This is a genomic window from Xanthomonas sp. BRIP62418, assembly GCF_003993495.1.
In the GTDB taxonomy this organism is placed as follows: Bacteria; Pseudomonadota; Gammaproteobacteria; order Xanthomonadales; family Xanthomonadaceae; genus Xanthomonas; species Xanthomonas euroxanthea.
Window position 1 is genome coordinate 85,720 of sequence record NZ_QEZG01000036.1, and the last position, 13,459, is coordinate 99,178.

General features: G+C 66.1%; 11 protein-coding genes. 2 read left to right on the forward strand and 9 right to left on the reverse strand.

Going from position 1 to position 13,459, the window contains the following annotated elements; translation table 11 throughout:
* Positions 1-320 precede the first annotated feature (320 nt).
* The gene (locus EO174_RS10690) at positions 321-1,547 is read right to left on the reverse strand and encodes an acetylornithine transaminase (protein ID WP_126944443.1); all 1,227 of its coding nucleotides are present in this window, start codon (positions 1,545-1,547) and stop codon (positions 321-323) included.
* Between the two features lie 72 nt (positions 1,548-1,619).
* On the opposite strand from EO174_RS10690, the gene EO174_RS10695 reads away from it, so the two are divergent.
* Positions 1,620-2,492 carry an ion transporter gene (locus tag EO174_RS10695; RefSeq protein ID WP_104584053.1) on the forward strand — a complete coding sequence of 291 codons (873 nt, stop codon included), beginning with the start codon at positions 1,620-1,622 and terminating at the stop codon, positions 2,490-2,492.
* A 586-nt stretch (positions 2,493-3,078) separates the two neighbouring features.
* Here the strand turns inward: EO174_RS10695 and EO174_RS10705 are convergent.
* The 4 genes from EO174_RS10705 to EO174_RS10720 form a co-directional block, all read right to left on the reverse strand.
* The gene (locus EO174_RS10705; RefSeq protein WP_241240004.1) at positions 3,079-4,020 is read right to left on the reverse strand and encodes a YiiG family protein; all 942 of its coding nucleotides are present in this window, start codon (positions 4,018-4,020) and stop codon (positions 3,079-3,081) included.
* 109 nt (positions 4,021-4,129) lie between these two features.
* Positions 4,130-5,119, reverse strand: coding sequence for a YiiG family protein (locus tag EO174_RS10710; RefSeq protein WP_126944452.1), 990 nt, complete (start codon positions 5,117-5,119; stop codon positions 4,130-4,132).
* Between the two features lie 218 nt (positions 5,120-5,337).
* On the reverse strand, positions 5,338-6,153 hold the full coding sequence (locus EO174_RS10715) for an NAD(P)-dependent oxidoreductase (protein ID WP_104584049.1): 816 nt from the start codon (positions 6,151-6,153) through the stop codon (positions 5,338-5,340).
* A 178-nt stretch (positions 6,154-6,331) separates the two neighbouring features.
* The gene (locus tag EO174_RS10720) at positions 6,332-6,991 is read right to left on the reverse strand and encodes a serine/threonine-protein kinase (RefSeq protein ID WP_115677351.1); all 660 of its coding nucleotides are present in this window, start codon (positions 6,989-6,991) and stop codon (positions 6,332-6,334) included.
* 143 nt (positions 6,992-7,134) lie between these two features.
* On the opposite strand from EO174_RS10720, the gene EO174_RS10725 reads away from it, so the two are divergent.
* Positions 7,135-9,222, forward strand: a complete 2,088-nt coding sequence (locus EO174_RS10725) for a bifunctional DedA family/phosphatase PAP2 family protein (RefSeq protein WP_126944455.1) — start codon at positions 7,135-7,137, stop codon at positions 9,220-9,222.
* Positions 9,223-9,448: 226 nt separating this feature from the next.
* Here EO174_RS10725 and EO174_RS10730 read toward each other — a convergent pair whose 3' ends face one another.
* From EO174_RS10730 to EO174_RS10745, 4 genes are all read right to left on the reverse strand, one after another.
* On the reverse strand, positions 9,449-10,333 hold the full coding sequence (locus EO174_RS10730; protein ID WP_126944458.1) for a bestrophin family ion channel: 885 nt from the start codon (positions 10,331-10,333) through the stop codon (positions 9,449-9,451).
* A gap of 144 nt (positions 10,334-10,477) precedes the next feature.
* Entirely contained in the window at positions 10,478-11,074 is a 597-nt protein-coding gene (locus EO174_RS10735; protein WP_104584045.1) for an LON peptidase substrate-binding domain-containing protein, read from the reverse strand.
* On the reverse strand, positions 11,071-12,441 hold the full coding sequence (mpl, locus tag EO174_RS10740; RefSeq protein ID WP_206515067.1) for a UDP-N-acetylmuramate:L-alanyl-gamma-D-glutamyl-meso-diaminopimelate ligase: 1,371 nt from the start codon (positions 12,439-12,441) through the stop codon (positions 11,071-11,073). The genes EO174_RS10735 and mpl overlap by 4 nt, the downstream gene beginning before the upstream one ends.
* A 348-nt stretch (positions 12,442-12,789) precedes the next feature.
* Positions 12,790-13,353 carry an adenylate kinase gene (locus EO174_RS10745; protein WP_104648828.1) on the reverse strand — a complete coding sequence of 188 codons (564 nt, stop codon included), beginning with the start codon at positions 13,351-13,353 and terminating at the stop codon, positions 12,790-12,792.
* Between the last annotated feature and the right edge of the window lie 106 nt (positions 13,354-13,459).

The window sequence follows — 13,459 nt, forward strand, 5'->3', positions numbered from 1 at the left end:
AAGCGAGCCCCTCTCCCGTCGGGAGAGGGGTTGGGGTGAGGGTACGGTAGAGCGATAAAACTCAAACCTCCATGCCCCCCCGCCGTTATCCAATCGCTGCCGCAAGAGGGCTGCACCGCGCGATACGCAATCCGCATCAGCTACGCACCGCTGTCTTCATGCAGATCCTGCAACAGCCGCGCAGGTACCTGCGGCAACAACGCCACGTGCCCTGACAGGGCCTGGCGCAAATCGGGAAACACAACGACCTGCGCCTCCTCCCCAACCGCGCTCGCCGGCACAGCGCCGGTCGCGATGGCGCAAGGAAGCGCAGAGGTCGATCACTTCTGCGCGGCGTACTCGGCAACGGCCAGGCGCAGGCGCGCCAGGCCATCGGCCAACTCGGCATCGGTCAGATTCAGTGCCGGCACGAAGCGCAGCACATCCGGCCCCGCCTGCAACAGCAACACGCCATGGTTGGCGGCGAAATCCAGGATCGCGCCGGCCTGCCCGGCATGCGCCGGCGCCAGTACCGCGCCCAGCATCAGGCCGCGTCCGCGGATCTGCGTGAACAGGCCGAACTCGGCGTTGAGCGCCTCCAGGCCGGCGCGCAGGGCCGCCGATTGACGCTCCACATTCTCGGCGATCTGCGGCGAAGCCAGCTTGCGCAGCGCCACCCGCGCCACCGCCGCGGCCAGCGGATTACCGCCGAAGGTGGTGCCATGCGCGCCGAACTGCATGATCTCGGCCACCTTCGGGCCGGCCAGCATTGCGCCGATCGGGAAGCCGCCACCCAGCGCCTTGGCCAGCGTCACGATGTCCGGCGTCACCTGCTCCTGCCAATGCGCGAACAGCGTGCCGGTACGGCCCATGCCGCACTGGATCTCGTCCAGCACCAGTAGTGCATCGTGCTGGTCGCACAGCGCGCGCACGCGGCTCAGGAAACCCGGCGCGGCCGGCATCACCCCGCCCTCGCCCTGGATCGGCTCGACCATCACCGCGGCCACATCGCCCGAGGCCATGGCCGCCTCCAGCGCCGCCACGTCGTTGAAGTCCACATAGCGAAACCCGCCGGGCAGCGGCTCGTAGCCTTCCTGGTACTTGGGCTGCGCGGTCGCGGTGACCGCGGCCAGGGTGCGCCCGTGGAAGCTGCCGCGGAAGGTCACGATGACGCGCTTGTCGGCGGGGCGGCCGTGACTGCTGGCCCACTTGCGTACCAGCTTGATCGCCGCCTCGTTGGCCTCGGTCCCCGAGTTGCACAGGAACACCTTGTGCGCGAAGCGCGAAGCGGTCACCAGCTCTTCGGCCAGCTGCAGCGGCGGTGCGCTGAAGAACACGTTGCTGGTGTGCCACAGCTTGCCGGCCTGTTCGGTCAGCGCGGCCATCAGATCCGGATCGTTGTGCCCCAGCCCGTTGACCGCGATGCCGGCGGACAGATCCACATACTCGCGGCCCTGGTCGTCCCACACGCGACTGCCCTGGCCACGCTCCAGCACCACCTGGCGCGGGCGGTACACCGGCAGGTAGTAATGCGCGAGGGACAGGGGCGAATCGGCAGCGGTGCTCATGATGGTGGGTCGCAGAAGCGGAGGGAGAACGCGCATTCTCGCGCATTCGCCGGCCTGCGGCACAATGCGCGGATGCGCCCTTTCTCCGATCCCCAGCTCACTCCCGCCACCGACCACGGCTGGCGCCGGCAATGGTTCGACATCATCTACCGGCACGACACCCGTCCGTCGCGCAATTTCGACCTGATGCTGGTGGTGGCGATCCTCACCAGCGTGATGGTGATCATGATCGACAGCGTGCCGCGCATCCATTCGCATTCGGCGCACTGGCTGGTGCCGCTGGAATGGGCGTTCACGGTCCTGTTCACGGTCGAATACGGGTTGCGCCTGGCGGTGGTGCGGCGCCCGCTGCATTACGCGCTCAGCGTGTGGGGCGTGATCGATCTGCTGTCGATCCTGCCCAGCTACCTGTCGTTCTTCGTGCCGGGTGCGCAGACGCTGCTGGTGGTACGCGTGCTGCGCATCCTGCGCCTGTTCCGCATCCTCAAGCTCACCCGCTACATCGAGGAAAGCGGGCAACTGGTGGACGCGCTCTGGCGCAGCCGGCGCAAGGTGCTGGTATTCCTGTTCAGCGTGCTCACCATCACCGTGATTGCCGGCGCCACGATGTATGTGATCGAAGGCCCGCAACACGGGTTCACCAGCATCCCGACCAGCATGTACTGGGCCATCGTGACCATGGCCACGGTGGGCTTCGGCGACCTGGTGCCGCAGACCACGCTGGGCCGCTTCGTCACCTCGGCCCTGATCCTGATCGGCTACAGCATCATCGCCGTGCCCACCGGCATCTACACCGCCGAACTGGCCAGCACACTGCGCGAAGGCGGCCACGCCGGCAAGCGCGATACCCGCAACTGCCCGCGGTGCGGGCTGGAAGGCCACGCGCCGGATGCACGTTATTGCCGGCAATGTGCCGAGCCGCTGCCGGAGAGTTCCAACGGCTGACGCGGTGCTGCGGACTTGACGCGACGACTGCGGCCACCGATCAGTGGCCGCAGATAGAGCAACTGATACGGCCTAGTAGATCAGCCGTAGCGCCGATGATCTGCGACTTTGCTGCAGGCCCTTGCCCGCCCATCCTCTCGGGACACGCCGCAAGTACGTCCATGTAGGCTCTGGCGCGGCATCCATGCCGCTCAGGGTCCCGCGACGGTGAGCGGGCAAGGACCAGTCGAGACGATCGGTGTGCGGGTGCAAGCAGAGCATGACGTGCGCGTTTTTATAAGAGCACGCCTAATTAGTAATCCAAGACACGCCGAGTAATGAGCAGGCTTTCAATGAAGCAACCTTGAAACTTCCAGGTGCGGTGTCCTCGCCGGTTGCGGGACCGTGTGGCGGCATGGATGCCGCCACCGAGCCCCCAGGGACGGGTTCACGGCGTGTCCCGCAGGCGGTGAGGGCACCGCGCCCTCGACCATTTTTGCTTGAGACCATCTAACGACGCTGAAGGTCAGAATTTCAGCATCTTTGAGGCTGGCACAGTCATCTGTTCGATGCGCTTACGCAACGCGACACAGATGTGTGCGCAGCATCAATGCGACATGCGATTGCTCATGTCGATCAGGTCGTTGTAGCTGGCCAGCACGGCCTGGCGCGTGCCGCCCGGGGGGAGCGAGCCACTTTCCAGCAGCATCTGCTCGCTCTTGTTCAATGGTGTCTTGGTGCGGATACGCTCGACCAGTCGTCCCGACTCGCGCGCCAGCTTGTCGGCGGAACGTTCCATGTGACCCCACATCGCATCGCCCTGGCCGACCTTGGCCTTCTGCGCCTCTTCCAGAATGCCCTGGTAGCGTGCGAGCTGGGCTTGCGCTGCGGCAAGATCCGGCGTGTCGCTGTCGAGCACCTGCACCAGCTGTTTGCCTTCGCCGATGATCTTCAGGTGATACCAGGAGGCACTGCGGCCCTCTTCCTTTTCGATCGCATCGATCTGCGCCTGGCGACGCATGTCTTCGTTGCGTTCGAGTGCGGCATTCATGGCTTCGCCGGCTTCGAAGAACGCGTGATAGGCCTGCATCAACGGCGCGTGCAGCGCCTTCATGCCCTTGCCGTCATCGCGCAGATAATCCTCGCGGTCGTAGTAGCGCACCGCTTCGCCGATACGCTCGTTGAGCGTGGTGAAGCGTTCCTGATAGGTCTTGGCCACCGGATCGAGCTGGGGGTTGGCGGGCGTTTGCGCCAACGCCGCGGTCATCGGCGCCCCGCATTCGTCCACGTGATGCGACAGCACCGTGCCCGGTGCATGGATACCGCTCTCCTTGCCGGTCGGGCCGGCCTCGGGGTCCTGCATCCAGCCGATGTATTGCTGGTAGCTCTCATGGATCGGCTGCTCGACACCGTTGAAGCACGTGATGTAGGCATTGATCTTGTCGGCGCCTTCCACCGCGGCGGCGGGCGCGTCTTTCTGGCAGCCGGCAAGCAGTGCGGCGAACGCGATCGCCGCGGCGAGCGGCGCATAACGAAGTTGATGGGTCATCTGGCGTTCCATTGATAGGTTGAAGAAGGTGGCGCCGCAGCGTGCGGCCGAAAGGCATCCGGCGCAGCCGGTCGCCCGGCACGCGCGCGATGGCTGGAAACAGCAGTGATTACTGACGATTGCTTTGGAACACCAGCGCGTTGTAGGTGTTGAGTAACTTGCGCGGCGAGCCTTCGGGCGCCAGCGAGGGGCTATCCAGCCAGCCCTGCTCCATCTTGCTGTAAGGCGTTTTTTCGACCACACGCTTCACCCGCGCCTTGGCTTGTCTGCGGAAGGTTTCTGCAGCGGTTTCAAAGCTGTTCCAGTCCAGCTTGCCCGGCTCCTGGTCGGCCACCTTGGCGTGCGCTTCATCGGAGAGGCGGTTGAAGCCGTCCAGCAGCGCGTTGGCACGCGTCACGTCGAACTGTTCCTCTTCCAGTGCATCGGCGATCTGCTTGGCGTCGAGCATCATCGCCAGCCGGTAGTACTCGCGCGTGCGGCCTTCGCCCTGCTCCAGCGTCTTGAGTTTTTCGCGTTGCGCCGCGTCGTTTTGCACGTCCAGTTCGGCGCTGAAGGCGGCGCTGGCATCGGCGTAGGTGGACAGTGCCTCCATCAGCTGCGGGTGCAGCTGCTTGCCCTTGGCAAACTGGTCGTCCTCGTAATCCTGGCGGGTGTAGTAATCGGCCACTGCGTGACTGATCGGCTGCAGTGCCTTCAATGCCGCGCGATAGTCGCCTGCTGCCTTGTCCAGCGCCGGCAGCGCTGGCTTCGCCGCAGCGGCCGCGCTGACCGGTGCGTCGCACTGCTGCATGTCGCCATCGTCGATATCGTACGGGCCGGTCATGCCGGACTCGTCACCGGTCGGGCCGGCGAACGGGTCCTGCATCCAGCCGGTGTAGTACCTGGCGCCGGCGTGCACCTTCGCGTTGACGCGGTTGAAGCAGTCGATATAGGCGCCGAGCTTGGCGGTCACGCCTTGCAGGGAATCCAGCTGTCTTCCCGTCGTTTTGGTATCGGCACTGTCGGCACCGGTTGCAGGCTGCTGCGACTTGCCGCCACAGGCGGCCACCAGGGCGGACACGCAGACCGCCAGAACAAGCACACGAAACTTCGGAGACACGCGCGGTACATCCTTGTTGGAAACGTTTTCAACTACACACGATAGCAAACCCGACTGTGAACTGGGTGTGCTCGCCCCAGGTCCGGCCGCAGCCAGGCCTCCACGGCGCGACTGCTGGTGGGCCGCACCCACGCCTTGAAGCGCGGCAGCTGCGCGCGTCGAGGCCCGGTCGCGCTCCGTCTCCCGCCTACGAGCGCGGGCCGCGATGTTGGCCGCGCTCAGTCGAGAAACAGATCCGGCAACAGCGCACGCGACGGGTCGACCGCATAACCACTCAGGTCGGTGATGCCGGCCTGGGCCAGGACATCGTCGTCGATCAGGAACTGGCCATGGAATCCAGCCGCCTTGCGCGTCAGCACCGCATGCGCCGCGTCGGCCATGATCTCCGGCCGGCGACACGCGGCCGCGTCCACGCCGTCGATCATGTTGATCGCATCGGTGGCGATCACGGTGCGCGGCCACAGCGCATTGATCGCCACGCCTTGCGGGCCGAACTCGGCTGCCAGCCCCAGGGTCACCAGGCTCATGCCCATCTTTGCCAGGGTGTAGCCGGTATGCGCGCCCCACCACGCCGGGTTCAAGGACGGTGGCGGCGCCAGCGTGAGGATGTGCGGATTGGGCGCCTGCAACAGATGCGGCAGGCACGCCTGTGCGCACAGAAAACTGCCGCGTGCGTTGACCTGCTGCATCAGATCGAAGCGCTTCATCGGCGTGTCCAACGCACCACGCAACCAGATCGCACTGGCATTGTTGACCAGGATATCGATACCGCCGAAGGCATCGACCGTGGCGGCCACGGCCGCACGCACCTGGTCGTCGTCGCGGATATCGCATTTGAGTGCCAGCGCCTGCCCACCGGCCGCCGTCACCGCCGCGGCCGCGCTATGGATGGTGCCGGGCAACTTGGGGTTGGCCACCGCCGATTTGGCCGCAATCGCCACATTGGCCCCATCCCGCGCCGCCCGCAACGCAATCGCCAAGCCAATCCCGCGCGAGGCACCGGTGATGAAGAGGGTTTTGCCGTTTAGGGTCATGGGATTGGGGATTTGGGATTGGGGATTCGCAAAAGCTTATAACCCGCGCAAGAACGGTGCGGGATTTGAGCTTTCGGATTCGCAACAGCGTGTCGCCTCATCCCTCGCATCGACCAACCCACAGCCCAAGCCATGCGCCGTTGCGAATCCCCAATCCCAACTCCCCAATCCCGGCACTTCAGGGCTTCGGCCCCTGCCCCTCGTTGTCTTCCCAGTGCAGCACGCGGCGGGTCACGAAGCGATAGACCGGTTTGCCGGTGGCGAACCACAGCTTGCGTACCCAGGAGGTGCGCTTGAGCACGCGGCGTTCCACCGGGGTGATCGCAGCCGGGCAATACATGCGCTTGTGCTTGAGCAGGTGGCGCAGGTCTTCGCGGGCAAGCAGGCGCATCCAGCGCGCACGGGGATTGCCGCGTACCGCCAGCTGGAAATCGATCACCGCCGGGCTGCCGTCGTCCTGCACCAGCCAGTTGGCCTCCTTGGCCAGATCGTTATGCGCCACGCCGCGCCGATGCAACTGCTGCAACAACCTGCGCGCGCAGCGGAAGTAGGCCAGATCGCCACGCGGCGGGCGCCGGTACATCGCATCGCCGGCCAGATAGCTGCGATCCAGATGGCGCCCGTCCCAGCGCAACAGCCGCGGCGTGCGTGGCAAGCCATCCAGCTGGCGCAGGGCCAACGCTTCGCGCCGCGCCAGCCACCAGGCCACTCCGCGCAACAGCCACGGCGCCACGCTCAGGTCGCGCCGCACGAACAGGCGGTCGGCCTCGCGGATCAACAGGATGCGCCCGAAGGTATCGGACTTCAGCGGCAGATTGGCGGCGGGATCGTCACTCATCCCCCATTGTAGGCGGGGCGCCCGCATCGCCACAGCGCGCGTTGCCCCTGCGGTCTTGTCCGCTCGCAACCTGAGGTGAAGCGGCCGGGCCGATGTGATGACGGCGAAGTCACCTCGTCGCCATGCCCACCTATAATCGTGGGATGAATTCATGGATCGACGCCACGCTGGAGTGGATCGGACACCACCCCACCCTGGCTGGCGTGGCGATCTTTGCCATTGCATTTTCCGATGCGGTGATCGTGCTCGGCGCCATCGTGCCGGCGCTGCCGTTGCTGTTCGCCATCGGCGTGCTGATCGGGCTGGGCCAGATCAACGGGCCGTATGCGGTGGCCTGCGCCGCCCTTGGCGCCTTCGCCGGCGATACGCTGAGCTTCTGGGTCGGCCACCGGTGGGGTCACCAGTTGCACACCTACTGGCCGTTCCGCCGCTACCCGCAGTTGCTGGAGCGTGGCGAGCTGCTGTTTCGGCGCAATGCCTTCAAGAGCATCCTGATCGCCCGTTACGTGGGCGCGGTGCGGCCGTTCGTGCCGGCCATTGCCGGCATGTCGCACATGCCGTTCAAGCGCTATCTGGTCGCCAGCGGCCTGGCCTGCATCTCGTGGGCGCTGCTGTTCCTGGTGCCCGGCTGGGTGCTGGGCACCGCCTACGACGCGGTGGCCGCGGTGGCCGGCCGCCTGTTCGTGGTGGTTACCTTGCTGGCTGCAGTGATCGGCCTGGCCTGGGCGATGGTGCTGTACTCCTACCGCTGGTCGGCCGGCCATCTGGATGCCCTGCTGGCGCGGTTGCTGGAGTGGTCGCATCGGCATCCGGTCCTGGGTAACTGGTCGGTCAGCGTGTTCGACCCGCGCCGCCGCGAGTCGGTGCCGCTCGCGATGATGGCGTTGATGCTGTTGCTGCTGGGCTGGGGCTGGTTCGTGTTGCTGATGGTGGTGCTGGCGCATGGCGAGCCGCTGCGCGTGGACCTGGCCGTGCACGATCTGATGCTGGCGCTGCGCAACCCGCTGGCCGACTACCCGATGGTGGCGCTGGCCTCGCTGGGCGACTGGCAGGTGCTGCTGCCGGCGATCGCGGCGGCCATGGGCTACCTGGCCTGGCGGCGCCGCTGGATGGCGGTGACGCATTGGGTGATCGCGCTGGCCTTCGGCCTGGCGTTGACCCAGTTGCTGGGCGCCACCGTGCAGGTGGTGCGCCCGCCGGCGGCCAGCAGCGGTTTCGGGTTTCCGTCGGTGGCGGTCACCATGGCCACGATCGGCTTTGGTTTCTTCGCGCTGCTGATCGCGCGGGAGCTGCCGGGCCGCCGCCGGGTGTGGCCGTATCTGGTCAGTGGCGCGATGGTGTCGCTGATCGGCTTCGCGCGCCTGTACCTGGGCGCACACTGGCTCAGCGACGTGGTCGGCGGCATGCTGTTCGGCATCTTCTGGCTGCTGGTGCTGGGCATCGCCTATCGCCGTCGGGCCACCCGTGCGTTCTGGGTCAAGCCGGTCTCGTGGATCTTCTACGGTGTGTTCCTGACCTGCGCGATCGTGTTCGCGCCGCGCAATCTGGACACCAAACTGGCCAAGTTCGAACCGCCGCCGCCGTTGCTGATGGAATTGCCCGCCGATGACTGGTGGAACGGCCAGTGGCGCCTGCTGCCCGCACGCCGCAACGAATTCGACGACGATCAGCGCTGGCCGCTGGACGTGCAGCTAGCCGGCCCGCTGGCACCGCTGCAGCGCCAGCTGGAAGCACGCGGCTGGCGGGTGCAACCGCAGGCCGGCTGGGAACAGGCGCTGCATCTGCTGGATGTCAGCGGCCGCCCGGACGAGGTGCCGATTCTGCCGGCCACGCTGGACACGCAGGTCGAAGCCCTGCTGATGGTGCGTCACGCGGCGCCCGGCCATGTGCATGTGTTGCGCCTGTGGCCGGCGGCCGCGCGCCTGCAGCCCGGCGCTCAGCCGCTATGGGTGGGCAGCACCCAGACCCTGCGCTACAGCCGGCACTTCAGCCTGATCGGCCTGTGGTACCCGCTGCGCGGGGTCGACCCGGCACTGAGCGCGTTGCGCCAGGCACTGGACCCCCTGCCGCATCGCCTGGAACAGCGTCGACGCTCGCAGGTGCCCGTGATCCTGATCGACAGCAGGTCGGAAAATGTGTTGCGGCCGGAGGACAAAGACAACGCTGCACCGCAGGCGGAAAACACCGCATCCCACCCGGCGGCATCGGCGTCGTCACACCAGCGCCGTTGATCGATCGGGCTACAGCGGCGATCGGCCAGCGACCGCGCGCGCAGTACTGGAGATAAGAGCTACTTGCAGGGTGTCCCGCGCTGGTAGGCGGGCAAAGGGCCCCTGCAGCCAAGCCGCAGGTCAGCCGCTCTACAACCGACGCATCCGCACCGTTCGTTTACCTGAAAGCTTGCGCTTCAGCGCCGTTTGGATGCGCACAAGCCGCATTGGTCGAGGCGCGATGCACTCACCACAACACGCCATCCACCGGCTGCATCGGTTCCGGCGCCGGTTCTCCGACTGCCTGCAACGCGTCGATTTCCACCGTGCGGCACATGCTGTCCAGCGGCAGGTCGTGGATGGTATTGGCGAACGGGTCGACCAGTTCGTCGCCGATCTTGAGCACCGCCAGGAACATCAGGCCAGCCACGGTCGACCCCACCGGCGTTGCGTATTGCAGCGTCTCCACCAGGCCGATCGGCAGCAGGACGCAGAACAGCCGGGTAAACAGGTTTGGATAGAACCGGTACTGATACGGTAACGGCGTATTCTTCAGCCGCTCCATGCCGCCCTGCGCGTTGGCGATATCCACCAGGATGCGTTCGACACTGGCTTGTTGAATGCTGTCGATCCAGCCATCGCGACGTGCCTGCTCGACGTTGCGTCCGGTGGCGTCGAGCAGGCCGTTGGCGACATTGGTGCGCGTGATCACCGCGGCCACTTCGTCGGCCTGCAGGCGCGGCTCCAGCGCCATCGCCACCGGGAGCCGCCGTAGCTGGCACCGCAACGCATTGACGTAGGCGATCTGGCGCAACGCAATGCTGCGGCCCAGCGCTGCCGCTTCCGGCGCGGACAGGATGCTGATGCTCAAACGCACCAGATTGCGCGATGCATTGATCATCTGGCCCCACAGCACCCGCCCTTCCCACCAGCGCTGGTAGGTCGAGTTGGCACGAAAGCCCAGGAACAAGGCCAAGGCCGAACCGAAGATGGTCAACGGCAATGCAGGCGCGCGGAACGGCAGCACGTAGTAGATGATCGTGATCAACACGTCCCATACGAACAACACCGCCAGGGTCCGCCAGACCTGACTGAATACATCCGCCACACGCGGTTTGACATCGATGATCAAGGCACACTCCGTGGATCGATAACGAGTGACGCCAATGCGCGCATCCACTGCAGGGATGCCATCGGGAGCGCACTCAAGCGTGGCGAGTGTGCCGTTGCAAGGGTGCAAGCGCGGTGATGGGTCACGCGCGCCGTTGTCTTAGTGTCACGGCATCCAGGCGAGCAACTGGTCCAGGCGCCGGTGCGGATCGTCCTGCTGCAACAGCGACAGACGCTGCTGCTCGGTCAATGGCAGTAGTTCGGCCAGCCGCCAGCCGACCCATGCCGCCTGGTCCAGCAGCTCAGGCCCGGCGGAGGCAAATTCGCCACCGACCTGTTCGAGCAGGCGCTCGAGCACGGTTGCCAGCAGGCCATGCTCGGGGCGCAATTCGTCGTCGCTGTCGGGTTCGCACCAGCTCACCTCGCCGACCACCAGCCCGTTGTCGCGGATGCGCGAACGCCGTACATGAAAGCGACGCGTGCCGCGCAGGCGCAACACCAGCACGCCGTCGGCGCCGACATCGAAATCCTCGATACGCACTTCGGTGCCGAATGCAGCCGGCGTTGCCGGCACGCCGACCTCGGTGCCATCCAGGATCAGGCACACACCGAAGCTGCTGCCCGTGCGGCCGCTCTCGCGCACCAGATCCAGATAGCGGCGCTCGAACACGCGCAGGCCCATCGCCGCACCCGGCAACAGCACGCTGTGCAACGGAAACAATGGCAGGGCGCTGGTGTCGGCGGTGGTCGTGAGGTCGGTCATCGGGGCAATTGCGCCAGAAAGCGACGCGGCGCGCCATCGAAACCGCCATTGGACATGAACACTACATGGTCGCCCGGCTGCGCAATCTCGCCCAGGGTCTGCAGCAGTGCTTCCACGTCATGCGCCACATGCGCATCACCGCGCACCTGCGCGATGATCGGTGCGGCATCCCAGGCCAGTTCGGGCCGATGCAGGAACACCACTGCATCGGCATCGCGCAACGACGGCGCCAACGCCTGCGCATGCGCGCCCGCCCGCATCGAATTGCTGCGCGGCTCCATCGCCACCAGCACGCGCGCCGCGCCGACCTTCGCACGCAGGCCCTGCAAGGTGGTCGCGATCGCGGTGGGGTGATGGGCGAAGTCGTCGTACACGGTGATGTCGCCTGCCTGCCCCAGCAGCTCCAACCGCCGCTTGACGCTCTGAAAGCGCGCCAGCGCCGGCATCACCGTCGCCGGATCCACGCCCACCGCATGCACGGCCGCCAATGCTGCCAACCCATTGAGCACGTTATGCCGCCCGACCAGCGGCCACTGCACCTGGCCGATCTCCACCCCACGCTGCAGCACCGCGAACGCGCTGCCGTCTGCGGCGATCAAGCGTGCGCTCCAGTCGAGCGCCGCATCGAAACCGAAGCGCTCCACCGGCGTCCAGCAGCCCATCGCCAGCACCTCGGCCAGGCGCGCATCCTCGCCGTTGACGATCAGCCGCCCGCGCGCCGGCACCGTGCGCACCAGATGGTGGAACTGGCGCTGGATCGCGGCCACGTCCGGAAAGATATCGGCGTGGTCGTACTCGAGGTTGTTGAGGATCGCCACCAGCGGCCGGTAGTGCACGAACTTGCTGCGCTTGTCGAAAAAGGCGGTGTCGTATTCGTCGGCTTCCACCACGAACTCGCGCCCCTGGCCCAGCCGGGCCGACACGCCGAAGTCTTCGGCCACGCCACCGATCAGAAAACCCGGTGCGCGCCCGGCGGCGTCCAGCAGATAGCTCAGGATGGTGGTGGTGGTGGTCTTGCCGTGGGTGCCGGCAACGGCCAGGGTGTCGCGGCCCGGCAACACCTGCTCGGCCAGCCACTGCGCACCGGAGCTGTAGCGACGGCCCGCGTCGAGCACCGCTTCCACCGCCGGGTTGCCGCGCGACAAGGCATTGCCGATGACGACATCGCTTGCATCTGCCGAGATATTGGACGGCGCGTAGCCTTGTGCCAGCGCGATGCCAAGGGTTTCCAGCTGGGTGGACATCGGCGGATAGATGGCCTGGTCACTGCCCTCTACCTGCCAGCCCAGTTCGCGCGCAAGGGCGGCGACACCGCCCATGAAGGTCCCGGCAATGCCGAGGATATGGAGTTTGGTCATGGGCCGCATTGTCGCCGATCGCCGGAGTTGCGGGCCATTCCACGCAACCGCCGACCGTATTGTCAGGAAACCCCTACCGCATTGTCAGGAATTTCCCGATATGAGAACTGCGTCACATCCATCGCTATGCTGAACGCCAGTCGCAGCACCCCTTTGGTCCTACTCCCCAAGAGGCCAAATCCCCAGGGAGCTCATGCTGTGGGGCTCTGAGCAAGCTCATTACTGGCGTTATTCTGCCCCGGTCGTCTTGTACGCCCGGGGTTTTTCTTTTGCGCAATCAATGGGTTGTGACGCCACGCCGGCGGCCAGCGCGCATCTGTGCGGGCCAGGCGTACTGCCCGGCCCACCCAACCCGGCTCAGCGACCGAGCGCGGTGCCGATACGCTCCAGCACTTCATCCAGCGTGCCCACCCCGTCCACGCGTGCCAGCTTGCCGCGCTGTTCGTAGAAACCGATCACCGGCGCCGTGGAGTCGGTATAGACCTGCAGGCGCTTGCGCACCGACTCGGGATTGTCGTCCTCGCGGCCCTCGGCCTTGGCGCGGCCGGCAATGCGCTCGACCAGCAATTCGCTGGCCACATCCAGCTGCACCACCGCATCCAGCGGCTGACCGATCTTGCCGAGCAGGTCGTCCAGCGCATTGGCCTGCGCCACGTTGCGCGGATAGCCGTCGAGAATGAAGCCCTTGGCGACATCGGCCTGACCGAGCCGCGCCTCCAGCATGCCGAGCAGGATCTCGTCGGAAACCAGATCGCCGCGTGCCATCACTTCCTTGGCCTTCAGACCCAGCGGTGAGCCGGCGGCCACTTCGGCGCGCAGCAGATCGCCGGTGGAAATATGCGGGATCCCAAACTTGTCTTTGAGACGTGTCGCCTGGGTGCCCTTGCCCGAACCGGGCGGTCCCAACAGAACCAATCGCATCAGTGGACTCCACTTTCGAATAAAAACGCGTTGCGGTTGGCGGCGTTAGACTCAGGTCTTCGCCAGCGCTGACCGTATGGTCGTGCAGCTTACCGCATCCGGGGAA

Coding starts and splice junctions, on each gene's coding strand:
- EO174_RS10725 (WP_126944455.1), top strand. CDS start 7,135: ATGAATTCATGGATCGACGCCACGCTGGAGTGGATCGGACACCACCCC.
- EO174_RS10715 (WP_104584049.1), bottom strand. CDS start 6,153: ATGACCCTAAACGGCAAAACCCTCTTCATCACCGGTGCCTCGCGCGGG.
- EO174_RS10735 (WP_104584045.1), bottom strand. CDS start 11,074: ATGACCGACCTCACGACCACCGCCGACACCAGCGCCCTGCCATTGTTT.
- EO174_RS10705 (WP_241240004.1), bottom strand. CDS start 4,020: ATGACCCATCAACTTCGTTATGCGCCGCTCGCCGCGGCGATCGCGTTC.
- mpl (WP_206515067.1), bottom strand. CDS start 12,441: ATGCGGCCCATGACCAAACTCCATATCCTCGGCATTGCCGGGACCTTC.
- EO174_RS10720 (WP_115677351.1), bottom strand. CDS start 6,991: ATGAGTGACGATCCCGCCGCCAATCTGCCGCTGAAGTCCGATACCTTC.
- EO174_RS10695 (WP_104584053.1), top strand. CDS start 1,620: ATGCGCCCTTTCTCCGATCCCCAGCTCACTCCCGCCACCGACCACGGC.
- EO174_RS10690 (WP_126944443.1), bottom strand. CDS start 1,547: ATGAGCACCGCTGCCGATTCGCCCCTGTCCCTCGCGCATTACTACCTG.
- EO174_RS10745 (WP_104648828.1), bottom strand. CDS start 13,353: ATGCGATTGGTTCTGTTGGGACCGCCCGGTTCGGGCAAGGGCACCCAG.